The organism is Ensifer sp. B1-9 (assembly GCF_050474445.1).
Classification (GTDB): Bacteria; Pseudomonadota; Alphaproteobacteria; order Rhizobiales; family Rhizobiaceae; genus Ensifer.
In genome coordinates this window covers 1-22,144 of sequence record NZ_JBCHVG010000023.1, presented here as the reverse complement: position 1 = coordinate 22,144, position 22,144 = coordinate 1, and the positions used below count along the sequence as shown (strand labels likewise).

Here is a 22,144-nt window from a genome sequence, read left to right as displayed (position 1 = left end):
CAGCTAGATGCCGAAACCATCAAGAATCTCTCATATGCTCAGTGAAACCCTTTCGCGGCAAGCCATGATGACGAGGCCTCACCGCGTCCTGGTCGTCGGCGGCGGAATAGCCGGTTTGGAAATTGCCTCGAAGCTGCCGAAACGCATCGGCAGCATGTCGATTGCCGTGACGCTGGTCGACCGGGAGCCCGCCTACGTCTGGAAGCCGATGCTCCACACGATTGCTGCCGGAACGACCGACGTTTGGCAGCAGCAAACCTCCTATGTGGCCCAGGCCCGCAATCGCCGCTTCGTCTTTGAGCCCGGCGAACTAAAGGCAATCGACCGTAAGGAACATTCCGTCCGCCTCGGGGCGCTGGAGATCGATGGGCGCTGCATTCTGCCGGAACGATCCGTTCCCTACGATACCCTGATCCTGGCAGTTGGCAGCCAGGCAAACGATTTCGGGACGCCAGGCGTGCGCGAGCATTGCCTGACGATCGACAACCGGTCGCAAGCGATGAGCTTCAACCGCGAAGTCATGGCGCGCATGCTCGAAACACTCGCTGCCGACGGCACGCTGCACATCGCGGTGGTCGGAGGCGGCGCCACGGGCGTCGAACTCGCCGCAGAACTCATCCAACTCACCGAGGTCACAGCTCACTACGGCGCCGCGGGGCTACGTGATCAAGTCAAGGTTACGCTGGTCGAGGGGTCGCCCAACCTGCTCGGTGCATTCCCCGAGCGTGTGGCGATCGCCGCGCGCGAACGTTTGGAGAAGCTCGGCGTCACCGTTGTCACAGGCGCGCGGGTCGTCGCCGCGGAGGCCGACTGCCTTCGACTTGCGGATGGAGAGCAGATTCTTGCAGAGCTGAAGGTGTGGGCGGCCGGGGTGAAGGGTTCGGACGCCTGTGCCGCATACGACGGCCTCGAATTGACGCGCAACAACCAGATCGTGGTGAAACCCACCCTGCAGACGACCGTCGATCCTGCAATCTTCGCGGTCGGCGACTGTTCGAGTCTTGCGGCGGTCGACGGGGGCAAGCCCCTGCCTCCGGCGGCACAGGTTGCACACCAGCAGGCGTCGCACCTGATCCGTCATCTTCCCGGTTGGCTGCAGGGCCGAGAGTTACCACCCTTCTCCTTCCGTGACTTCGGTTCGATCGTGTCGCTCGGCGGCTACGGCGCCTACGGCTCGCTTGGACAATTCGGTCTGTTTACGGGCGGTTTCATCCGCGGACGCGCGGCCCAGCTCGGCCACGTCCTCCTCTATCGCAGCCACCAATCGCGGCTGCATGGCTTCTGGCGCGGCGGCCTGATTTGGCTTGCGGACATGATCAATTCCCGCGTCCGGCCGCGCCTTCGATTGCCCGACTGATGGTCCGAGCACCCACCACGCCCTGCCCTACGAATCCTTCCCCGCCGAAGGCTGCCGCATGACTCCTATTTTCCTCGCAACCGTTCTCCTCTCCGGGCTCCTCGCTGGCTTCATTCACGTGGTGTCCGGACCGGATCACCTCGCCGCCATTGCACCCTATGCCGTCGACGCCAAGGCGCGAGCCTGGCGGACAGGGGTTCGATGGGGAGTCGGACATAGCGCGGGTGTCGCTGGGGTGGGGTTACTGGCTCTACTGCTGCGGGACGCTCTGTCCATCGATCTTGTGTCCGCATGGGGCGAGCGCTGCGTGGGCGTCATGCTCTGCGCCATCGGCATCTGGGGACTGAGGGCGGCATTCACCGATCGCTCCGTTCTTCGCGACCATTGCCACCGCGGACAATCGCATGGTGCTCGACACAGGCATGCCGCATTCGCGGTCGGCACGATCCACGGGCTCGCCGGGAGTTCGCACCTGCTCGGCGTCGTGCCGGCACTCGCCCTGCCAACAGACGCCGACGCGGTGGCCTATCTGTTGCTGTTCGGTCTGGGCACGACTGCCGCGATGGCAGCCTTTTCAACGTCCATTGGCTGGCTCGCCCACCGTCCGTCCACCAGAAACGTCAAAGTACAAAACCTGCTCATGGCTTCGGCTTCGACAATCGCCATCGCAGTCGGGGGCTTCTGGCTCTGCCAGGGCATTTGAACGCACTCCATTCGTCGGCAGTGAGGAGCTCAGCCCCTCCTACGATGTCGCGACCATTAGCATGCAAAGGAAATAGCATTGCATTCTAGCAACCATTCAGACCAACTCCTGTCTCTTGCCCGGTACCGGCCGGGCGCGACGAACCCTTACGTCGACGACTCAGGCAGGCACGAAACGATTGCGACCCTGGAGAAGCTTGTTCGGGCGACCGCGCTCGCCATTCTCGTGGGATTCGCTGCGCTGCCAGCAGCCCGGGCGGGCGAAACGGCCCCGCCCCCGGCGGTCACCGATGAAGTCGAGAGCGTCGTTTCACAGATGGGCAAGACGCTCCGTGCCAGCGACATGACAATCACTGCGAGAACGATCAGGGCCTACTTGGACGAATCCGGGCAGCCACTTCACATTTTTCACACGATAAAAATCGCCGCGCGCCGCCCCGACAAGATCGCCGTCGAGTTTAGCGGCGACGATGGCAAGCACGATCTCTTTTACGACGGCAAAGAGGCCTCGGTCTTCTTCCCCGACAGCAGGAAGTACGTGACGATCTCGGCATCGGGTGACATACCGTCCGCGCTCGACGAGGTGGCGAACAGGCTGGACATAGACTTTCCGCTCAGCGTCCTTTTTGCGGGCGCTCCGGACAAGGTTCTATTGGACGATGCCACCGCCGCAAGGGAGGTAGGAACCGGCGATATCGACGGCATGGAATGCCGGCATCTGTTTTTCTCTCAGAGGTCCGGAATCGACCTGGAGCTGTGGGTGGAGAAGAACAGCGTGGCGAAGCCACGTCGTCTGATCGTCATCTACCGCTTGCTCCCGGGGCAACCCAGGTTCGTCGCGGAGTTCACGAGCTGGGAGGTCCGGTCCCGCCTGCCCGATGCCGAATTCGCCTTCCGACCGCCCGCCGATGCTACAAAGATCGAACTGACACCAGCAGTTGCGCCGCAGTCCGAGGTTAACAAGCGATGAACCATCTGAAGCTCACCTGCTGTGTTCTCCTCGCATTCACCGGGCCATCGAGCGTTGCCTTTGCCCAGTTTGCTCCGCCGCCCGGCGGACCGCCGCCTCTGCCGTCGGGACGGCCGCCTCATCCACCGATGGAGCGCCTGGACCGTCCGCCACTGAGTGCTCGGAACCGTCCGCAAATTGACCATCCGAACCACGCGCCAAATCTCGGCCCCGAAAGGAGGCGCTTGGCAGAAAGTCCCCGCCGCGCACGGAGCGCTCTGCCAGGTAATATCAGCCGCGACACGCTGAATTCCGGTGGCAATATAAACGCGAACCGCACCGTCATGAACTCCCGTGGCAACATCCTTGCCAAGGACTCAGGCAATGTCACGGTAAACAACTCCGGCGATGTCAGGATTTCTGGCAACGGCAACGGATACTTCGGTCGTGGATACTATGGCCGCGGGTATTATGGGAGCGGAGACTATGGTGGTGGCCATGGACACGAATACTATCGCCGTGGAGCCTACGCCCTCGGCGGATATGCAGTCGGCGTCACGACGGGTGCCGCGATCGCCTCGAACTCAAGTAGCGGCACATACTACACCTCCCGGTCCGAATCCTATGCGGACTCCTCCGCCCCCTCTCACAGAACCTCGTCGGGTTCTTCTCAAGCGACCTCTTCGGCGGCGTCTGGTTTGACATCCTCGAATGCGTCTGGCGGGACCCGTTCGGGCTCCTCGGCCAGGTCCCTTGCGGGTTCGTCCAACCGGAGCCGTTCCAACTCGTCATTGGGTCGCGAGGCGAATGGCCAATTGCGCCAAAGCAGCGTCAATGACACCTCAGCGTCCAGCAACCCGCTGATTGTTGGCCTGTTCGAGAGCCTGCCGCCGGATGGCACGACGTGGACACTGGAGGGTGCGGTCGATTGGCTACAGGCCGCCGCCGCGAACATGCGGATCGCATATGGGATCCAGGGGAACATCGTGGTCACGGGAGAGAAGCCGCCATCTGACCTCAACCGCGAGTCCGGCGGGAACTAGAACGGCCGATATGGCCGACGAGAGGTTCAGCGGCGACAGCAGAGCCGCCGCAACCAGCACTTTGCGGGATCGGGCATCTGCACCCTGCCGCGCACTGCAATTGGCGAGTGTCCCTGAAGTCCTCCTTCAACGGTCTTTGTGACAAAAGCGACGACCACGATGCGGTCAGTCACACGACCGGCTCGACATAATGTTGCGCCTGTCAACTTTTTAACGAACCAGATGTTGACACTGCCCACTCTTTCGTTTTAAGTGGCCATTGTCAACATTGAGTGATGCCTCGTTCGCATCCGATGAGAGACCGCGACGACGCGGCTCTGCCCTTGGCCACAAACCGTAACCGGAGCAAATATGCAGTCCTTTCGATTGCTGGGAATTGGTCTCGCCTGCGCTTTTCTGGCTGCCTGCGAAGAGAAGTCCGTGGTAGCGCCGCCGCCGCAGCAAGTCCGCGTCGTTGCCGCCGCCAGTGCGCAGTATCAGCCTAGTGCAGAAATTACAGGCGAGGTGAAAGCTCGGATCCAGACCGAGCTCTCCTTTCGCGTCAGCGGCCGCGTAATTGAGCGGCGGGTCGACGTCGGATCGCGCGTCCACGCCGGTGAGGTTCTTGCTCGGCTGAACGATACCGAGCAGCAGGCAGACGTAAGCGTCGCCCGAGCGGCACTGGATTCGGCAAAGGCCGTCACTAGACAGAAAAACCTGGCCTTCGAGCGGGCGAAGAGCCTGGTGCAGTCACAGGCAATAACCAAACAGGTCTTCGACACGGCTCAGCAAGAGTTGCTGAGCGCTCAAGCGGCGCTGGAGGCAGCCGAGGCCGCGCTGGCGACCGCCCAGGACGCGCTGTCCTACACCGAGGTAAGAGCCGACGCCGACGGGATCATCACGGCGCGTGGTGTAGAGGTTGGACAAGTGGTTTCCGCGGCGCAGTCCGTGTTCACCCTTGCACACGATGGTCAAAGAGACGCCGTCTTCGACGTCTTCGAAGCCTTCTTCCTCAACGGGCGGCCCTCGGCGGACGTCGCGGTCGCGCCGCTCGCGGACCGAGCTCACGAACTGCACGCCAATGTCCGCGAGGTGTCCCCGGTAATAGACACCAGAGCCGGTACGATCCGCATCAAGGCAGCTCTTCCGGCCGACACCCGATGGCCTCTCGGCACGACGGTCGTCGGCAGGGTTCAGTCCTCTCCGCGCTCGGGGATCGTCCTGCCTTATAACGCGATCGCCTCCGACCAGGGTGATCCCGCCGTCTGGCTGGTCGACACCGAAAAGCACACCGTCACCCTCCGCAGGATTTCGGTCGACCGCTACCGAAAGACCGACTTCGTCGTGGCTGGCGGCATCGCGCCGAACGACCTCATCGTCACGGAGGGAGGAAAATTTCTGAGGGAAGGCCAGGCAGTAGCCTGGGAAGGCAAGTGAGATGACCGTCAACCGCTTATATGCAACTCTTCCGCTTCTGCTATCGATCTCGTTCCTCGCCGGCTGCGATGAAAGCTCGGTCGCCGGGGAGCAGGTGAACCCCCGACCCGTCAAGACCGTGACGGCGACCGCGGAACCGGAGAAAATCGGAAGCCTGCCCGGAGTCGTGCAAGCCCGCGTCGAAACTGACATGGCCTTTCGGACACTCGGACGATTAGTAGCGCGCAGGGTCGAGGTCGGAGATCTTGTTTCTAAAGGCGAGGTCGTCGCCGAGATCGATCCGCTCAGCCTTCAGCTCGCGGTGAGGAGCGCGGAAGCCGATCTGCGCAACGCACAGGCGCAACTCGACAATGCTGCCATCACGGAAAGACGCAAGCGGGCGCTTGCGAACACCAACGCCGCCAGTGTTGCCGACTACGATCTTGCGGAGCAGCAGCTCAAGTCGGCCGAGGCAAACGTTGCAAAAACAACGGCAAGCCTTGCCAAGGCGCGTGAGCAGCTTGGCTACTCGGAACTGAGAGCCGAGTTCGATGGTGTCGTCACGGCCACGTCTGCCGAGGCGGGCCAGACGGTCGCAGCCGGTCAAACGGTTCTGAGGCTCGCCCGCCCCGAACTGCGTGACGTAGTCCTCGACGTACCGGAAGCGCTTTTGTCATCCGGCAGGGTAGGCGACAATTTCAACGTCGCGCTCCAACTGGATTCCCGGCAGGAGACATTGGGCAAGGTGCGCGAGATCGCGCCCCAGGCCGAACCCAGCACCCGCACTTACAGGGTCAAGCTCGCAATCGACCAGGCGCCCGAGATTTTCCGTCTCGGCGCGGTGGTCACGGTCAATGCCATGGCGGGGGAAACGAACGGATCCATCCCCCTGCCGATCTCCGCAATCAGCAACAAGGATGGCGCCGACTGCGTCTGGGTCGTGGACCGGTCGACGGGCACGGTGAAGTTCAGACCGGTCGAGCTCGGGGCGCGAGCCGCGGGGGCCCGCTTCGTCCGCGTCCTTTCCGGGCTGCGGGAAGGAGACGAAGTCGTCGTCGCCGGCGTGAACGAACTTGCCGACGGACAGAAGGTCAAAGACGAACAGGAGCCGCGCTCGTGAACAAGTTCAATCTCTCTGACTGGGCGCTCGAGCATCGCTCCCTCGTCTGGTATTTCATGATCATCTTCGCGGCCGCTGGCGCTTTCGCCTATCTCGGCCTCGGACGCGAGGAAGATCCATCCTTCACCATCAAGACCATGGTCATCCAGGCCCAGTGGCCCGGCGCTTCCGCCCAGGAAGTGACCGAGCAGGTTGCCGACCGCATCGAGAAAAAGCTGCAGGAGCTCGACAATCTCGAGCATACCCGCAGCATTACCACGGCCGGCCAGACGACCGTCTTCGTCGATCTGCTGCCGGATACCAACGCGCGGGATGTAAAGCCCACCTGGGCGCGGGTGCGCAACCTGATCGACGATATCAAGCACGAATTCCCGCAAGGCGTGGTCGGTCCCTTCTTCGATGACCAGTTCGGCGATGTCTACGGCAATATCTTTGCGTTCACCGGCGACGGATTGAGCTTCAGGGAGCTGCGCGATTTTGCCGAGAACGCGCGAACGCAGATCCTCAAGATCCCGGACGTGGGCAAAGTCGACATCGTCGGCGCTCAGGACGAGGTCATCTATCTGGAATTCTCCACGCGCAAGATCGCCGCCCTCGGCATCAATCGCGCCGACATCATCGCCACGCTGCAGGCTCAGAACTCCGTCACCCAATCAGGCTTCGTCCAGACGGGGCCGGAACGCATTGCATTGCGCGTCGGCGGGCGGTTCATCTCCGAAGATACCTTGCGCGGAATCAACCTCCGGGTAAACGATCGCTTCTTTCCCCTGACTGACGTCGCCACGATCACCCGCGGCTATGTCGACCCGCCGACGTCGTTGTTCCGCTTCAATGGAAAGCCTGCGATCGGGCTGGCGATCGGCATGAAGACAGGTGGAAACCTGCTCCACTTTGGCGAAGCACTCGAAAAAACGATGGCCCGCGTCATTCAGGACATGCCGGTCGGCGTCTCGGTCGAGCAGGTGTCCGACCAGCCGAAGGTGGTTGAGGAGGCCGTTGGAGGCTTCACAAAGGCCCTGTTCGAGGCTGTCGCCATCGTGCTTGCGATCAGTTTCGTCAGTCTCGGTGTCCGGGCCGGCCTTGTCGTCTCGATTGCGATCCCACTGGTCCTCGCCATCACCTTCATGGTGATGCTTTATTCAGGAATTTCGCTTCAGCGAATATCGCTCGGAGCGCTGATCATCGCGCTCGGTCTGCTGGTCGATGACGCTATGATCGCGGTCGAGATGATGGTGGCGCGGCTGGAGCTGGGAGACAGTCTCAGGAAAGCCGCCACCCACGTCTACACATCGACTGCGTTCCCTATGCTAACCGGCACGCTCGTGACGGTGGCGGGCTTCATACCGGTGGCGTTCAACAAGAGCAATGCAGGCGAGTTCACCTTCACTCTGTTCGTCGTCATCGCCGTATCGCTGGTCGTATCCTGGGTCGTCGCTGTTCTGTTCACACCCCTCATCGGCGTGACCATTCTTCCGAAGACGATGAAGAAGCATGCCGAACACAAGGGTTGGTTTGCGAAGGCGTTCTCGAACCTTCTGCAAGCCTGCCTGCGCTGGCGCTGGATCACGATCGTAGCAACGGTCCTGCTATTCGCAGCATCAGTCGCGGGCCTGTCATTGGTCCAGCAGCAGTTCTTCCCGAGTTCCGACCGGCCGGAACTGATCGTCGACTGGAACCTGCCGCAGAACAGCTCGATTGCTGAAACGAGCCGCCAAATGGCTCAGTTCGAACGGGAGATGCTGGCCGGCAACCCTGCGGTCGACCACTGGTCGACATACGTCGGGAGAGGCGCGCCGCGCTTCATCCTGTCCTTCGACGTCCAACCGGCCGACGTTGCCTTCGGCCAGACCGTCATCGTCACCAAGGGACTCGACGTCCGGGACAAACTCAAGCGGGACGTTGAATCGTACCTCCAGAAGACCTTTCCCGGCACCGACGGCTACGTGAAGCTTCTGGAAGTCGGCCCGCCGGTCGGCAAGCCGATCCAATACCGCGTTTCCGGCGAAGACTTGCAGACGGTGCGTGGTCTGGCGCAGAAACTGGCGTCCATCGTGGGCAGCCATCCCTCGCTGGGGAACCTCGCCTTCGACTGGAACGAACCGGCCCGCGTCGTGAAGATCGACGTGCTGCAGGACAAGGCGCGACAGCTTGGAGTGTCGTCCCAGGACATCGCGATGGCGCTCAATACGGTGGTGCAGGGGAACGCCGTCACCCAGGTACGCGATGACATCTACCTGGTCGATGTGGTCGGTCGAGCGGCTGAAAAGGAGCGCGAGTCTGTGGACACGCTCCTCGACCTGCAACTGCAAAGCAGCAGCGGCCAGTCGGTTCCGCTGTCGTCGGTTGCGACCTTCCGCTACGAGCTGGAACAGCCGACGATCTGGCGTCGTGACCGGATCCCGACGATCACGGTGAAGGCCGGGATCGCCGATGCGACGCAACCGGCGACCATCGTGAAGGATTTGTCGGATAAGATTGCCACGTTCGAAAGGACGTTACCGGCCGGGTATTCCGTGCAGGTCGCAGGCGCTGTCGAGGAAAGCGCCAAGTCGCAGGGTCCGATCGCGAAGGTAGCGCCGGCCATGTTCCTCATCATGGCGACACTCCTGATGATCCAGCTCCAGAGCTTCCACAGGCTGTTCCTGGTCTTCTCGGTCGCCCCGCTGGCACTCATCGGCGTCGTCGTGGCTCTGCTCGCTAGCAATGCGCCGCTTGGCTTCGTCGCGCTCCTCGGGGTGCTCGCGCTGGTCGGCATCCTCATCCGCAACTCGGTGATCCTGATCGTACAGATCGAGGAACTGCGCGCGGAGGGTATGTCGGCATGGAAGGCGGTGGTGGAGGCGACCGAACACCGCATGCGGCCGATCATGCTCACCGCCGCGGCGGCCACCCTGGCGCTGATCCCGATTTCGCATGAGATATTCTGGGGACCCATGGCCTACGCCATGATGGGCGGGATCGTCGTCGGAACAGCGCTGACGCTTCTCTTCCTGCCAGCCCTCTATGTCGCCTGGTTCCGGATACCGCGCGAGGTCGAGCAGCACTGACATGACAGCCCTTCTCTCGTACGCTCGGCGAAAAGCCCAGCTTCAACCGCCGCGTGGTCTCGCAAAGCCAGCCGCTACAGGTCGCGGCCGCGTGAGGCCGTGGGTCCCTGTCCTACTCACCATATCTCTTGTCGCATCGGGTTGCGCCGGCAGGACGCAGGACGTCCTTCGCCCTCTCGCCGTCGCCCCGACTGACACCAGCCGGGTCACCATGCTGGTCGCCACAACGCGCAAGCCCTCGGAGGATCCGGGCAAGCTCTTTTCCGGCGACCGTGGGACGGCGATTTCCCTCAACAGCGTCAGCGTATCGATACCACCTGATCGCGTTCGGAAGATCGGAGAGGTGCAGTGGCCGTCACGCCTGCCCCAGAATCCGGAGAAGGAGTTCGCCGTCACCGGGGTCTCCACCGTTTCATCCGAACGACAGGCGCGCGACTGGTTTGGAAAGAATCGAAACTCGAAGCGGCAGGTGCTCATATTCGTTCATGGCTTCAACAACACCTATGCCGACGCAGTCTTCCGCTTCGCGCAGATCGTTCATGATTCCGGAACCGACGCTGCGCCGATCCTCTTCACCTGGCCCTCGAGAGGTCGTGTATTCGACTACCTTTATGACAAGGAGAGCGCCAACTATTCGCGCCGCGCCCTGGAGGATCTGATCCTTCAGGCTGCGAAAAGCCCCGACGTCGACGACGTGACGATCCTCGCCCACTCGATGGGAGGCTGGCTTGCAGCGGAGGCCCTGCGCGGGGTGGCGATGCGCGAGAAATCGATCCCGCCCAAGGTCAGGAACGTCATCCTGGCATCCCCGGACATCGACATCGACGTGTTTCGCCGTCAGTTCACGGAGATGGGGCCGAGGCGGCCGCACTTTGCGATCCTGACATCGACGCGCGACAAGGCGCTGGGGGTGTCCGGCTGGCTGTCGGGCGGCGTCAACCGGGTCGGCGGCACCGATCTCAGGCCCTATGCACCCCTTCTCGAAGAACTTGGCGTTTCCGTGATCGATACGAGCGGCATCACGACGAGCGACCCGCTCGGTCATAACGCTTTCGCCGACAGTCCCGAGATCGTGCGCCTGCTCGGGAGGCGGCTGGCGGGACAGAGTCTCGAGGGCGCAAAGGCGAGCGTTGCCGACCAGGTCGGGACGTCAGCAGCCAATCTAGCAGGCTCGGCAGCGCGCGTCGCCGTTGCGGTTCCCGTAGCCGTGATCAGCCCGGAGGCGCGCGCCGTGCTGAAGCGGGAACTTTCATCCGACGATGGAAAGATCATCGACGGGCAGATCTCGTACTAAGCCTTCGTGGCGGGCTTCTGTGATGAGGGCCGTCTCAAGAACTTCAAGACGATAGAGTTCGAAACCGTACGTCCGTAGGAGCCGCAATTGGAAAGTCGGGTAATCGCACGTAGTCAGCCGTGCGCAGATGAGAGATCCCGTATTGTCGAAGCCGCCACGGCAGCATGCCGTCAATACGGTCCGTCAAAAACGAACGTCGCCGATGTTTCCCGACTGCTCGGGAAGTCCCCGGCAAGCGTGTACAAGGTCTTTCCTTCTAAGGCTGCCATATTGGATGCCGCGGCAGCGAGCTTATTCGAGAACCGTTTCTGCTTCACCTCCTCCGCCGACTGCGGACAGGCCAGTGCAACGGTGCGCTTGAAAGAAATCATGCTGGAACAGCATCGACTGGTGCTGCAGGCACGGGACAACGACGCCCAAATGTTCAGCCTCATGGCTCTAGCGGCCCAAGGCAATTGGCCATCGTTCAAGCAGCATTTGAAACGGCTTGAGGCCGCCGTGGCAGAACTCATACTTGCTGGCATCGTCGCAGAGGAGTTTGCACCGGCAAAAATCGAAGTGGCCGCCTCCTGCTTCTGCGCCTCGGTCAGTGTCCTTTGGGATCCCATAATCGTTGAGGTGCTGCCGTCGAGCCGATGTGAAGCTTCGGCTTCCGAACTCGTTTCATTTGCAATCGCAGCAATTCAGAGGTTCCGGGCACGGAAAGTAGAGGATCCCGGAAAGGTCGCGTGAGACGCGGGACGGGGCGCGCGCGGACCTTAGACGCATCCGGGGGCTCGACATCGAGCCCCTCGATCGAGTCGCATCGTGAGGAAGTTCAGGTGATTGATCCAGCCAGCCACGGGCAGCGTCGCTGGCGAAGTCCCGATAGGCCACCTGCTGAAGGCCGAATTCCCCCGCGCGCCTGATGGTCTGCGGGACTTGAGCCAGACGAACGGCATTAGGGGTGTGAATCTTTGGACTCGCTGAACGCCTTGCGATACCGAGAAAATCATCTTCCTCTCCCGATTGGACGGCGAAGCAGGCCCCGCCTGCTTCCCGGAGCCGCGCGAGCGGTGGGTTGGTAGGGGAAAAGGGGCTTTGCGGGGAACCGCCTGCACAAAGGAAGCGAAGCGGAGTGCGGAAGGCGGGCGAAAGCCCCTTTCGGCAAAGAGAAGGGCAAAGCCCTCGGTTCCCGCTATGCAAGGAGTCCGCGCGAATGCGCGTCCGTCCCGGCTGAAAGCCGGCTGCATCAGGGATCGTTACGCCTCTGGCGCGGAAACCCGGCACGGGGTTCCGTGGAGCGGCGGCAAAGCCGTTGCGGAGTAGAGCCTGCCCCGAAGGGCGGACCATGAATAAGCCTTCATCCCCGTCGCGAAATGCAGATTATTGCGAGCGAGTTTTGCTAGGGGAATAATTGAGGATTTCAGCGCCGCCGCCGTGCTCAAAAATTTCAGGAATTCAGCGACAATGCGATCATCTACTGCTGGAAATTACGCCGGTCATATATTCGTTCAGATCCCGAAAATCCTTAACCCTCCAAGTGAATGCAGGAAGCGTTACGCCATTTTCCCGCAGCGTCCTCGGAATCAAATCCCCATTTGGACGGAGTATTACGGATGAAACAATGACGCCGGGGTAATCGGCCAGCCGTTGCCTGAACGCTGCCGTTGTAAGATCAGGCGTAGGAGGAACGCTTTTTTGAGCCAACGGCCCTGTGCCTTTAATATCAGCCCCGTGGCACATAGCGCATCTCGACGAAAATATCCGTTCTCCATTCCTGCTGTCGGCAAGGGAAGCAGATGGGGTCAAAAGTGTTATTATTGCCAGCACAGCGATGAACGTTTCTTTGGCTTTCATTGCGCTGTGTGTCCCCTATGAGATCAGCGTTTCGCACCTGATTTCTGCGCAGTTACCAAGTATCGACTTTTGCGACAGCGAGGAAGCTCCTGTTTCGCCAACTCAAGATTCGCGAGAACCAACTTCGCCTTGCGGTCGCCACCCACCGGGCTGGCGACCCAGCGCTTGATGTCGGATTCGTGCCAGCCCGCGCCGTTGGCGCTGATCCTGACCTGACGCGGAAACGTGCCCTCGGCGATCTTGCGGTAGAGGGTGGAACGGGACAGTCCGGTGCGGGCAAGGACGGTCTTCAAACGGATGATGCGGTCTGGTTCGCGCTTGGCTGGCGTGCCTCCTGCTGGCTGTTTCAGGTCGCTGCTGAGACCAGACAGGACAGGCGGTCAGGTCCGCGCAAGGCGCAAAATCCGAGCGTGCGGCCATGGCGTGGCCGAGGTCGAGACCATGGGTGAAGGCCAGTGCGCGACCGATGCTGCGGCCCGAGTCGAGCTCGCCGCCGATGCCGAGGTCTTTCTTGCGACCGGCGAGGATGGATTCAAGCTGCGGATCGCGTTGCAGGCTGTTGGCCATGTCGCCCATCTGCGAGCGCGTGGCCCTGTAGCCGGCCATGTCGCCTTCCCTGTATTGGCGCTGGCTGGTTCTGGTCGAGCTTCTGCCAAGCGCCGGGCGAATGGCGCAGGCAGTTGGATTGCTGGCCAACGAGGGCCGGTCATCAGGTCATGTTGAGCAATTCCAGAGGGCCGGAAACGATCCGGCACATCGGTCAGCAGATCGGTTGTGAAGTCGGGAGCGTGGATGACGTTGCCGCGTTCGGTGATCAATGGCCTGAGTACGGCGACCAATATTGTCGCCGCGCCACCGCTCACGATAACGTGAGCGCTCGCCCAGAATAAGCGCGCAGCTTCCTCGGTCTCCTACTCCGGCGACGGACGTTCGAAAGGAGAACGGAAATGCGCAAGGACGAACAAGTGACCGATGCTGCCTTCGTGCTGACGCGCCGGCATGCGCTCGAATGCATGGTATGGGCGGGAACGGGCGTGGTGTGGACCGTCTCGGGCGGCATCCCCAAGTCGCTCGGCTTGCTCGACACAGCTCAGGCCGCCGACACCGCGCAAGGCGCGATGACCTTCCTGCAGATCTCGGACAGCCATATCGGCTTCGACAAGGAAGCCAAGGTGACCGCCGTCGATACGCTGACCGAGGCGATCGACAGGATCAAGGCGCTTCCGGTGAAGCCCGCCTTCATTATCCATACGGGCGACATCACCCATCTGTCCAAGGACGGTGAATTCGACGACGCCGCCCGCATCGTCGACAGCACGGGACTGGAGGTTTTCTACGTTCCCGGCGAGCACGACCTGATCGATCCGGGACAGGGCAAGGCCTATCTCGATCGCTATGGAAAGGGAACGCTCGGCGCCGGCTGGCATGCATTCGACCGCGACGGGGTCCATTTCATCGGGCTGGTCAATGTCGTCGATCTCAAGGCGGGGGGGCTTGGCAATCTCGGCGCCGAGCAACTCGCCTGGCTGAAGAATGACCTCGACGGGCGCTCGGCCTCGACGCCGATCGTCGTCTTCGCCCATATCCCGCTGTGGTCGATCTATCCGCAATGGGGCTGGGGCACCGACGATGCCGCGCAAGCACTCGCGCTGCTTCGACGCTTCGGTTCTGTGACTGTTCTCAATGGCCACATCCACCAGATCATGCAGAAGGTGGAGGGCAACATGGTCTTCCACACCGCCCGCTCGACGGCTTTTCCGCAACCGCAACCTGGCACGGCCGACAAGCCTGGCCCCGTGATCGTTCCGGCTAACCAGTTGCGGTCGATGCTGGGCCTGACCTCCGTCGACTTCACGGTCGGCAAGGAAAGGCTCGCGATCACCGATACCACCCTCGCCTGAGAGGGCTGTCATGAACGCGCAGGAAAGGAGCAATCACCATGCCCGGCACGATGCTTAAGTCCGCCAAGATGGCGCTTGCCGCCGCGTTCGTCGCCCTTCTTATCCAGCCGATAGCCCCGGCTGGCGCAGCAGAGACGCGGGTGGTAATCTCGAATTTCACATTCAAGCCGCAGGCGTTGACGATCGAGCTTGGCGACACGGTGCGCTTCGTCAATTCCGATGACATGGTCCACACGATCGTGGCGGGCGACGGCAGCTTCCGCTCCGGGCCGCTCGATACCGACGACAGTTTTGCCCGGACCTTCGCGCAATCCGGCACGGTCGCTTATTTCTGTGGTCTGCACCCCTTCATGAAGGGTAGCATTATCGTCAAATGACCGTCCGCGGCGGCGCTCAGCCGGCGCGGCAAAGAAGGACACGAGCGCTGTGCACGAGGATCAGCCGGCAATCCGATTCCGGGAACTGGTCGTGCCGCACCTTCGGGACGCGCTGATCTTCGCGCGCGGGCTGATGGGCAATCGCGACGATGCGGAGGACGTCGTGCAGGAGGCTTGCCTGAGGGCGTACGCCGCGACTGGGCGCGGCACTGTGCTGCATCCGCGTGCTTGGCTGCTGGCCATCGTGCGCAATACCGCGTTCACCTGGATGGCGAAGAACCGCCCGAAAGCGGTCCTTGTGCTCGGCGACGACGTGGAGATGGAGCGGCTGGCCGAGACGGCAGGTGCAGCTTTGACCGGTACCCCGATCCTGACGCCGGAGGCCGAACTGATCCGCAAGGCCGAGGCCGCCGCCATCCAGCGGGCCGTTGATGCGTTGCCGGCGCCACTGCGCGAGATTCTGGTGCTGCGCGAATTCAATGATTTGAGCTATCGCGACATCGCCGACCTTTTGTCGGTGCCGATCGGTACGGTGATGTCGCGCCTGTCGCGCGCGCGCCTCCTGCTCGCCACCTCGATCGCGGAGGCCCATCGTGACTGAAGCCAGATTGCCGCCGGAAGCCGATCTTGTATTGCTGAACGCGCTTGTCGACGGCGAGCTCGACGCGCCCACCGCTGCAGCGCTCGAACGCCGTATCGCGGACGAACCGGAGCTTGGGAAGGCCCATGAGACCATCATCGCTGCGCGCGCGGCACTAGCCAGGCTCGAACGCCCAGAGGTTGGCACGATGTTGCTCGACAGGATCGAGTCCGCCGCCGGCGCTTCCGGTCCGACTTCCCCTCCGCGGCAACCACGCTGGCAGGTGGACTGGCGGGCGCTGGCCGCCTCCACCGTCGTCGCCCTCGTCGCGGCGGGGAGCGGCGGCTACTGGCTGGGTGTGAACCGGCCAAGCGAAACCACCAGCGATCTCGTGGCAAGCACCCACCACCGCAGCCTGCTTGCCGCAAGCCCGGTCGACATCGCCTCCTCCGATCGCCACACGGTAAAGCCTTGGCTCGACAACCGGATCGGCATTTCGCCGCCGGCGCCCGATCTGGCCGCGAAAGGCTTCTCGCTTGTCGGCGGCCGCGTCGACGTCATCCGTGGCAATGCCGTCCCGACACTCGTCTACCGCCACAACGAGCATCTCATCACGGTGGTGGCGGAGCCGGCAGCGGCCGGAACTTCCGGCCCCCAAAGCCAACAGGCCGACGGCTACAACATGGTGAGATGGACGAGCAGCGGCTTTAGCTACTGGGCGGTGTCCGATCTCGAACGCGCCGAACTGGATAGTTTCGTTACAGATTACCGCACTGCCACCAGCGCGACGGCGCCGCCTGAATCGTGATGTATGATGCGCGCTGTGCATCACGGATCAGCCGCTGGATGCCGTGGCGCAGCACCGTACTCGCGCCGGATAAGGCCGCATCCTCGTAGGACCCGACGGTCTGCCACCGCTCCTGCGCCGCGCGTTTCCGGCAAAGCCGGAACTGGTCTTCAATCGACGCCTCGCTTTGATTGTCGGACGAATAGCGGGCGTAAAGCGCAACGCTGGTCATGGGCGGTTCTCCGTAAAGATCAATCCTCGTCGGCCTCATTGCGAGGCGCATTCATTGGCGGCGGATGCTTGCAGCCGGGCAACGTCTTCCCGCGCCATCTGCCTCCCGATCAGACGGGCAATGTCGAGCACCACCCGATCCAGCTTTTCCAAGGGCGCAACATGCTCCCCGCCCTCTGCCTCTCCTTCCGGCCCATTGTCAGGCCGTCCTCCCGCATCACATCGAGCAGTTTGGGTGACAGATGAGCAAGCGTGAGCCGCTGGCGCACGGTGATAACCGACTGGCCAAAACGGGAGGCGATGGTTTCAGGAGCTATGCCGCCTTCGGCCAACTGCCGGTACGCGAGGATTTCATCGACGACATGCATGACCTCCCGTTGCACGTTCTCGGCCAGCGAGATTTCAGGATCGCTCCCCTCCTCCCGCAGATTGCAAGGGATTGCGACATCCTCGGCCAGACGCCCCTCTTTCGCTAGCAGACGCAAGGCCGCAAGACGGCGCGAGCCCGCAATCACCTCGTACCTGCCCTTCTTCGCCTTCCGTACCGTCAGGTTGTGGATAAGACCGTGGACCTCGATGCTATCGGCCAACTCGGACACACCGATATCGGCATTGACGCGCCGGACATTGGCCTTGCTCGGCACAAGTCGGTTGAGGGAGATGGGCTCCACGGTATGTTGGATGCTGGCAAGAGCCTCCACATTGGCAGTTTCGGCAGCGGGTGCTGATATTACGGTTACGATATTCATGGTGTTGTTCCTTCCTGTTTCGTTCGTGGAACACGGGGCAGAACCGCGTTCTGCTTCCCGGGGCCGCGCGAGCGGTGGGGTTGGAAGGGGACAACAGGCTTCGCGGGGAACCGGCTGCACGGAACGCAGTGGAGGAAGCTGGGCGGAAGCCCTGTTTTTTGGGGGAGAAAAGGGGCAAAGCCCCTTGGCCCCCACCACGCGATAAATGCCGCGGGAACCGCGTTAGCATTCCCTGCCCGACATCAGATACTTGCGACCAATGATGCATTTACGACAGCGTTCAACGCTCACTATCCCTCCCTCCCCAAAGCAGGATCCGAACGCCGTATTACACTGTTAATCTTTGATTAAGTCCTTCGGTTTATACCGTACCCATGAGCAAGAAAGTCATTTCATTTCGATTGTCGGACGAGGAACTGGCGAAGCTCGACGAAGCATGTCGGCGACTGAGTCAGAACCGTTCCGAAACCGTCGTTTCAGCCATCGAGGTTCTTTTGCGTGACTACGTTCATGAGGGGGGCACCCTCATTCAACGGACACCTTGGCTGTTTGAACCGCCCACCAACCCGGAGAAACCCGAGTGATGAATTTTGACTTTAACAAGCTGCTGTTGATGCTCGGCGGTGTCATCATCCTCGTCGGGGTCACTGCCTTCTACGGGAAGAGCATTGAGATCTCGCCCACCGGTGGCCTTAAATTTGAGAGCGCACCGAATTCTCAGATGAATAAGCCCTGAGGGGGACAAGACCAGGTCGGCGCAGTCCTAACCGTCGAAATCCGAGTTTGCAATGCATGGCTGTGAACAATTGATAACGGCATGTCCTTAAAGTTGTCCAACTCTAACAACTTTCGAACGCTTCGTTGTCGAGGAAACAGACGTGAATATAGATACGTTAGTCTTGATCATCGCGGACCAGAATGGGGGCAAAAGCAACCAAATGAGAAGCGTTTTCGAGGAGCACGAACTCTACCATCAGTATGACGGTTACCCGAAAAGGGCAACCAGCCCGCGCCTATTTTCGTCCAGTGGGCCTTGTCGCCCTCGCCTTCCACGACATAAACGGCGTAGTCGGGTTTGCTCTTTTGGGTTGGCTTCATGTTCGGTTCTCCCGTTGGTTATCCGGCTGCGCCTGTCGCGGCCGGTCGGGGGATTTTTGCGCCCGCGTTTTCTGAGCCGAAGGCAACCGCAGGCAACGGCAACACGGGAGCGAAGCGAATGGAGCGGGCAGCCGATTGCCGGCGGCAGAAGCCGGGCGCATGCCCCGACCGTTCCGGCCGCGTAGCGCAGACGGTAACGGGGAACGATAGGAAGGTACCTAGAATAGCCACTGCGCGCGGCTTCTGGGTGGACCGGCTAGTAAAGCGTGATCAGGCGCAACGATCGGCTGTCGGGCTTATACTCCATGGCGGCAAGGAGCCGGGTTGCTGCCTCGTCCACGCGCGGCAACTCCACGATGACGTTGAACTTGGAAACCTGGTGGGTGTCGTCGTACGACATATTGTAGATGTAGCTCGCCGAGATCTTGGATCGGATAAGCGCCGCAAGCTCGTCCTCGGTCACTTGTTCAAGTCCGGCACGCGCAAGGGAGCCGGATTTGGCGGATTTCAAATATCCGAGCTTCGCTTCCTCGACCTCAACGGAAAAACCCTCAAGCGGCTGAGGATTGGGGTTGATCGCATTCAGGGCGAATTCGGTATCAACCTCAAAGCCGGGATAGACGGGCCGTTCGATCTTTCCGCACATATTGATGTCTTCAGTGTTTGGCCGGTCATCCTCATGGCCCTGGATAATTATCGTACGATGCTTGATGAAGGCATCTGCGAGCATCGTGGATAAAAGCAACTTAAATTGGGATGCATAGGTCGTATCCGCGTGGCCGATATAAGCTTGCCAGCTCGCCAATTCCTGATGGAATCGCGCCATCATCGCCTCAGTGAGGTTGTTGATGTAGACCACGAAAAACTGATGGCTGTATTCGAAATCGACATCCCTGGTTAGGACGACGGACTGCTGCATGGCGTTGAATAAGAGATCTTGAGCACCGTGGTCGCCAATGTAGTCCCCTACCAAGACGGAGTGATTGCTGTTTCGATCAAAGAGGGGAATGATCTTGCGAAAGACCTGCAAGCCGTACCAGCTATTTTCAATGGCATTCCGATCGAAGACGAGCGCCATTTCTTTCCGTTGTCTGTCGGGAACGAGCGCGGTTTTCAGGTCCGTATAGCGAATCCCCTTTAGAGCCAGCGCTTCCTCGGTCTCATGCCTGAGACGCTGGATTTCACGGAACATGGCCGCAGGCGAGACCTTGAGATAATCGCGGGTCACCTCAAGGAACACATTGCCGCGCGCATTGAGTGTGTGAATCGGCCGAACTTCCAACACGTTCCCTCGCCTTGCGGTCGTCGATTAAGCTTCGTCGGCCTTATCCTGCTTCGCGATGAGAGCCGCCAAGTCTTCCCTCAGACGTACCGGCACGTCCATACGCTCGTGGAGAAGGCTCATGACACCAAGATCGCCATTGTCCAGCTCACGAAAGAAGATGTAGTGCCGCTCGTACCGACTGAAATAAGCATCGCGTTTGACATCAGCAGGAACCGCAAGCTTTTGCGGCAACTTCCGCCATATCATTCGATTGTCGCATAGCCGCCGCAAATGGGCATGCAAGCCTGTGATGTAAGTCACGGCTTGCGCTTCGCCCCAATCCTCGACGGTATCTTTCCAAATCTTGTCCTGAGCGGCGTCCGCGCGCGGATAAAACCGATACGTCGCCATGATTAGCGGCGCTGGTTGCGACGAATGACATCCTCGGCCGTGACGGTGACAAATTCACTGTCATCGGCCCGCATGGCGGGGGACAATTCCTTTTGCAAGACCTCCCAAGCTTCCTCGCGGGTCTGCAAATCGCGACGAATCAATGCACGAATATACTCACTGGCATTCTCGTAGAGACCATCCTCACCGATCTGCTGCTGAAGATGAGCTTCCAACTGCCCGCTCACCCGCACATGAATGTTTCCCGATGCCATGGCCTACTCTCGTTCTCCTTTTATTGTGGGTTTTGTAACATATATTGTCAATATTCTTCACAAATCGCCTCAGTAAGCCCAACCACGCCCGGAGGCGTGGCCGAGTTTTGAGAAGGCTAAACCTTCCGTGAGTGCCCCGCCAAGCGGGCGCTGCGAACCGGCAAGCGGTTCGTGTGGACACCCGTTCGGGTGTCTCGACGAGGCTGTGGAGCCTCGTTTCCTTGGAAGGGCGGCGCTGCCGCCGCCCCCGGCGCCTTCCGTGCACGGTTGACCCGCTGCCTGGGCTTTCGAGCGTTGATGACGGAAGCATCCAAAGTGGTTTTGATGTGTGCCGCGTAGAATTTCTCGATCATCTCGACGCTCGTGCGGCAGTTTTTGGCAATGGCGTAGACGTCTGCCCCTTCCATGAGCCGAAGGCAGATATAGGTGTGACGTAGGCTGTATGCTGTTCGGGGCTTGCCGTCGCGGTCCAGCTTGAGATGTTGGGCTTTAAGAAGATTGTTGAACATCTTGAGATAGTGGCCGGGGAAGACCAGATCGGTCGGGCCGGGCAGCTTCGCCTCAGCTTCCCCGACCTTGCGATTAGCCTTCTCCTCCCGAACCGGTTTAGACCGGTCCCGGAGACGCTCGTAGGGTTTGACCGCGCCAGGCATGGACTTGCACCAGCCGATACCGCGCTTGCCACGCGCTTCAATCTCGAGAATGCGCTGACGGCTGTCGGGATCTTCCACGATGGTCACGTCCCGGTGCTGGAGCTGTTTGGCCTCGTCAGGCCGCAAGCCCGTATTGCCCATGAACAGCACGAAGTCATGAAGTTGCTCGGCCTCCCACCGGTAGTAGGAAGCCTTCGGCTCCTTGGCGTTCTGGCGGGTCGCCTCGTAGAGCTGCTTGTACTCGGCCGGGCTGAACCACGGCCGGTGCATGATCTTGCCTTGCGTCGTATAGGGTGGCGATAGATCTGGAAGGTGGCTGAGCCACTTGTGTCGGATGGCAGTTTTCAGGACCTGCCGGAGTGTACCAACCTCGTCATGAAGCGTGCTACGGGCCGGAGGCTTGCCCGTCGTGGACGTGCCAATACGGTGAACGCGGTAGTCCTGCACCGTCCCCGCCGTGATCTCCGACAGGCCCATCTTGCCGAAGAACGGGATCAGATGAAGCCGCAGGCGGATGCTGTGGCCCTCAACCCACTTGGGACTGCGCTCACCTTCGGTGATGACGGCATATTCCTGCTCGAACTTCTTGGCCGCTTCGGCCAAGGTCTTTTCAGTCTTCATCAGCCCCGCAGCCAGCTTGCCGCGCAGCCCGAGATACCAATCCTCGGCAAAGGCCTTGGCTTGCTCCAGCCCGGTTTCCTTGGTGCTGGCACGATACTCCCGGCCCTTTACCGATGCAGAGCAATGCCAGGTGAGGCCGCCACACGTTGACCTTCCCTCCGAGGATTTCACGGCTCGCCATACCGGCCCCCTGCTTTGTTTCTGCCTTCGATATGGGAACAGGGAATCACGCGAACAAGGACGCGTCAAATGAGGGGCCGGTTTTGTGCTAGCCGTGTGTTAGGACATTTTGAACGCAAAAAGGGCTCCGAGTTTCCTCGGAGCCCTTTGATAAGTCTCGTAAAATTTGGTTGCGGGGGCAGGATTTGAACCTGCGGCCTTCAGGTTATGAGCCTGACGAGCTACCGGGCTGCTCCACCCCGCGTCCAGCGCAAATCCCTATGGGATTTGTCGCGGTAGCGTAAACCGCTTT

General features: G+C 61.0%; 22 protein-coding genes, 1 tRNA gene and 2 pseudogenes. 15 read left to right on the top strand and 10 right to left on the bottom strand.

Going from position 1 to position 22,144, the window contains the following annotated elements; all coding sequences use genetic code 11:
* Window positions 1-7: 7 nt before the first annotated feature.
* From ACQ5BM_RS31170 to ACQ5BM_RS31130, 9 genes are all read left to right on the top strand, one after another.
* The gene (locus ACQ5BM_RS31170; protein WP_429819583.1) at window positions 8-1,357 is read left to right on the top strand and encodes an NAD(P)/FAD-dependent oxidoreductase; all 1,350 of its coding nucleotides are present in this window, start codon (window positions 8-10) and stop codon (window positions 1,355-1,357) included.
* A gap of 58 nt (window positions 1,358-1,415) precedes the next feature.
* A complete protein-coding gene (locus ACQ5BM_RS31165) occupies window positions 1,416-2,060 on the top strand; it encodes a sulfite exporter TauE/SafE family protein (RefSeq protein ID WP_429819581.1) in 645 nt (214 codons plus the stop codon).
* Window positions 2,061-2,138: 78 nt separating this feature from the next.
* Window positions 2,139-3,029 carry a DUF2092 domain-containing protein gene (locus ACQ5BM_RS31160; protein WP_429819579.1) on the top strand — a complete coding sequence of 297 codons (891 nt, stop codon included), beginning with the start codon at window positions 2,139-2,141 and terminating at the stop codon, window positions 3,027-3,029.
* 794 nt (window positions 3,030-3,823) lie between these two features.
* Window positions 3,824-4,051, top strand: coding sequence for a hypothetical protein (locus tag ACQ5BM_RS31155; protein WP_429819577.1), 228 nt, complete (start codon window positions 3,824-3,826; stop codon window positions 4,049-4,051).
* Between the two features lie 351 nt (window positions 4,052-4,402).
* The gene (locus ACQ5BM_RS31150) at window positions 4,403-5,467 is read left to right on the top strand and encodes an efflux RND transporter periplasmic adaptor subunit (protein ID WP_429819575.1); all 1,065 of its coding nucleotides are present in this window, start codon (window positions 4,403-4,405) and stop codon (window positions 5,465-5,467) included.
* Window position 5,468: 1 nt separating this feature from the next.
* Window positions 5,469-6,566, top strand: a complete 1,098-nt coding sequence (locus ACQ5BM_RS31145) for an efflux RND transporter periplasmic adaptor subunit (RefSeq protein WP_429819572.1) — start codon at window positions 5,469-5,471, stop codon at window positions 6,564-6,566.
* Window positions 6,563-9,613 (top strand): efflux RND transporter permease subunit, encoded by a 3,051-nt coding sequence (locus ACQ5BM_RS31140; protein WP_429819570.1) that lies wholly within the window; start codon window positions 6,563-6,565, stop codon window positions 9,611-9,613. The genes ACQ5BM_RS31145 and ACQ5BM_RS31140 overlap by 4 nt, the downstream gene beginning before the upstream one ends.
* Window position 9,614: 1 nt before the next feature.
* Window positions 9,615-10,907 carry an alpha/beta hydrolase gene (locus tag ACQ5BM_RS31135; RefSeq protein WP_429819567.1) on the top strand — a complete coding sequence of 431 codons (1,293 nt, stop codon included), beginning with the start codon at window positions 9,615-9,617 and terminating at the stop codon, window positions 10,905-10,907.
* A gap of 87 nt (window positions 10,908-10,994) precedes the next feature.
* Window positions 10,995-11,639, top strand: coding sequence for a TetR family transcriptional regulator (locus ACQ5BM_RS31130; protein WP_429819565.1), 645 nt, complete (start codon window positions 10,995-10,997; stop codon window positions 11,637-11,639).
* A gap of 723 nt (window positions 11,640-12,362) precedes the next feature.
* Here the strand turns inward: ACQ5BM_RS31130 and ACQ5BM_RS31125 are convergent.
* From ACQ5BM_RS31125 to ACQ5BM_RS31115, 3 genes and pseudogenes are all read right to left on the bottom strand, one after another.
* Window positions 12,363-12,746 (bottom strand): c-type cytochrome, encoded by a 384-nt coding sequence (locus ACQ5BM_RS31125; RefSeq protein ID WP_429819562.1) that lies wholly within the window; start codon window positions 12,744-12,746, stop codon window positions 12,363-12,365.
* 102 nt (window positions 12,747-12,848) lie between these two features.
* Window positions 12,849-13,096 (bottom strand): annotated as a pseudogene (locus ACQ5BM_RS31120) (helix-turn-helix transcriptional regulator).
* A gap of 76 nt (window positions 13,097-13,172) precedes the next feature.
* Window positions 13,173-13,401 (bottom strand): annotated as a pseudogene (locus tag ACQ5BM_RS31115) (hypothetical protein); the annotation flags it as partial.
* Window positions 13,402-13,693: 292 nt separating this feature from the next.
* Here ACQ5BM_RS31115 and ACQ5BM_RS31110 point away from each other — a divergent pair.
* Genes ACQ5BM_RS31110 through ACQ5BM_RS31095 form a run of 4 tightly spaced genes read left to right on the top strand, consistent with a single transcriptional unit; the run spans window position 13,694 to window position 16,412 of the window.
* On the top strand, window positions 13,694-14,647 hold the full coding sequence (locus tag ACQ5BM_RS31110) for a metallophosphoesterase family protein (protein WP_429819560.1): 954 nt from the start codon (window positions 13,694-13,696) through the stop codon (window positions 14,645-14,647).
* A 38-nt stretch (window positions 14,648-14,685) separates the two neighbouring features.
* On the top strand, window positions 14,686-15,024 hold the full coding sequence (locus ACQ5BM_RS31105) for a cupredoxin domain-containing protein (protein ID WP_429819558.1): 339 nt from the start codon (window positions 14,686-14,688) through the stop codon (window positions 15,022-15,024).
* A gap of 49 nt (window positions 15,025-15,073) precedes the next feature.
* A complete protein-coding gene (locus ACQ5BM_RS31100) occupies window positions 15,074-15,625 on the top strand; it encodes a sigma-70 family RNA polymerase sigma factor (RefSeq protein WP_429819555.1) in 552 nt (183 codons plus the stop codon).
* Entirely contained in the window at window positions 15,618-16,412 is a 795-nt protein-coding gene (locus ACQ5BM_RS31095; protein ID WP_429819553.1) for an anti-sigma factor family protein, read from the top strand. The genes ACQ5BM_RS31100 and ACQ5BM_RS31095 overlap by 8 nt, the downstream gene beginning before the upstream one ends.
* Here the strand turns inward: ACQ5BM_RS31095 and ACQ5BM_RS31090 are convergent.
* On the bottom strand, window positions 16,363-16,623 hold the full coding sequence (locus ACQ5BM_RS31090) for a recombinase family protein (protein ID WP_429819551.1): 261 nt from the start codon (window positions 16,621-16,623) through the stop codon (window positions 16,363-16,365). The genes ACQ5BM_RS31095 and ACQ5BM_RS31090 overlap by 50 nt on opposite strands.
* Window positions 16,624-16,732: 109 nt before the next feature.
* Entirely contained in the window at window positions 16,733-17,371 is a 639-nt protein-coding gene (locus ACQ5BM_RS31085) for a ParB/RepB/Spo0J family partition protein (protein WP_429819549.1), read from the bottom strand.
* A 374-nt stretch (window positions 17,372-17,745) separates the two neighbouring features.
* Here ACQ5BM_RS31085 and ACQ5BM_RS31080 point away from each other — a divergent pair, with 374 nt between their 5' ends.
* Both ACQ5BM_RS31080 and ACQ5BM_RS31075 read left to right on the top strand, forming a co-directional pair.
* Window positions 17,746-17,955 (top strand): ribbon-helix-helix domain-containing protein, encoded by a 210-nt coding sequence (locus ACQ5BM_RS31080; protein WP_429819547.1) that lies wholly within the window; start codon window positions 17,746-17,748, stop codon window positions 17,953-17,955.
* Window positions 17,952-18,107, top strand: a complete 156-nt coding sequence (locus ACQ5BM_RS31075) for a hypothetical protein (protein ID WP_429819545.1) — start codon at window positions 17,952-17,954, stop codon at window positions 18,105-18,107. The genes ACQ5BM_RS31080 and ACQ5BM_RS31075 overlap by 4 nt, the downstream gene beginning before the upstream one ends.
* Window positions 18,108-18,725: 618 nt before the next feature.
* On the opposite strand, the gene ACQ5BM_RS31070 is transcribed toward ACQ5BM_RS31075, so the two are convergent.
* The 5 genes from ACQ5BM_RS31070 to ACQ5BM_RS31050 form a co-directional block, all read right to left on the bottom strand.
* Entirely contained in the window at window positions 18,726-19,754 is a 1,029-nt protein-coding gene (locus tag ACQ5BM_RS31070; RefSeq protein WP_429819543.1) for a hypothetical protein, read from the bottom strand.
* Between the two features lie 24 nt (window positions 19,755-19,778).
* Window positions 19,779-20,144 (bottom strand): type II toxin-antitoxin system RelE/ParE family toxin, encoded by a 366-nt coding sequence (locus tag ACQ5BM_RS31065; protein ID WP_429819541.1) that lies wholly within the window; start codon window positions 20,142-20,144, stop codon window positions 19,779-19,781.
* Between the two features lie 2 nt (window positions 20,145-20,146).
* On the bottom strand, window positions 20,147-20,398 hold the full coding sequence (locus tag ACQ5BM_RS31060) for a ribbon-helix-helix domain-containing protein (protein ID WP_429819539.1): 252 nt from the start codon (window positions 20,396-20,398) through the stop codon (window positions 20,147-20,149).
* A 116-nt stretch (window positions 20,399-20,514) separates the two neighbouring features.
* A complete protein-coding gene (locus ACQ5BM_RS31055; RefSeq protein ID WP_429819536.1) occupies window positions 20,515-21,843 on the bottom strand; it encodes a tyrosine-type recombinase/integrase in 1,329 nt (442 codons plus the stop codon).
* Between the two features lie 176 nt (window positions 21,844-22,019).
* Window positions 22,020-22,096: transfer RNA gene (locus ACQ5BM_RS31050), tRNA-Met, on the bottom strand.
* Between the last annotated feature and the right edge of the window lie 48 nt (window positions 22,097-22,144).

Coding starts and splice junctions, on each gene's coding strand:
- ACQ5BM_RS31170 (WP_429819583.1), top strand. CDS start 8: ATGCCGAAACCATCAAGAATCTCTCATATGCTCAGTGAAACCCTTTCG.
- ACQ5BM_RS31165 (WP_429819581.1), top strand. CDS start 1,416: ATGACTCCTATTTTCCTCGCAACCGTTCTCCTCTCCGGGCTCCTCGCT.
- ACQ5BM_RS31150 (WP_429819575.1), top strand. CDS start 4,403: ATGCAGTCCTTTCGATTGCTGGGAATTGGTCTCGCCTGCGCTTTTCTG.
- ACQ5BM_RS31145 (WP_429819572.1), top strand. CDS start 5,469: ATGACCGTCAACCGCTTATATGCAACTCTTCCGCTTCTGCTATCGATC.
- ACQ5BM_RS31135 (WP_429819567.1), top strand. CDS start 9,615: ATGACAGCCCTTCTCTCGTACGCTCGGCGAAAAGCCCAGCTTCAACCG.
- ACQ5BM_RS31125 (WP_429819562.1), bottom strand. CDS start 12,746: ATGAAAGCCAAAGAAACGTTCATCGCTGTGCTGGCAATAATAACACTT.
- ACQ5BM_RS31110 (WP_429819560.1), top strand. CDS start 13,694: ATGCGCAAGGACGAACAAGTGACCGATGCTGCCTTCGTGCTGACGCGC.
- ACQ5BM_RS31105 (WP_429819558.1), top strand. CDS start 14,686: ATGCCCGGCACGATGCTTAAGTCCGCCAAGATGGCGCTTGCCGCCGCG.
- ACQ5BM_RS31090 (WP_429819551.1), bottom strand. CDS start 16,623: ATGACCAGCGTTGCGCTTTACGCCCGCTATTCGTCCGACAATCAAAGC.
- ACQ5BM_RS31085 (WP_429819549.1), bottom strand. CDS start 17,371: ATGAATATCGTAACCGTAATATCAGCACCCGCTGCCGAAACTGCCAAT.
- ACQ5BM_RS31080 (WP_429819547.1), top strand. CDS start 17,746: ATGAGCAAGAAAGTCATTTCATTTCGATTGTCGGACGAGGAACTGGCG.
- ACQ5BM_RS31065 (WP_429819541.1), bottom strand. CDS start 20,144: ATGGCGACGTATCGGTTTTATCCGCGCGCGGACGCCGCTCAGGACAAG.
- ACQ5BM_RS31060 (WP_429819539.1), bottom strand. CDS start 20,398: ATGGCATCGGGAAACATTCATGTGCGGGTGAGCGGGCAGTTGGAAGCT.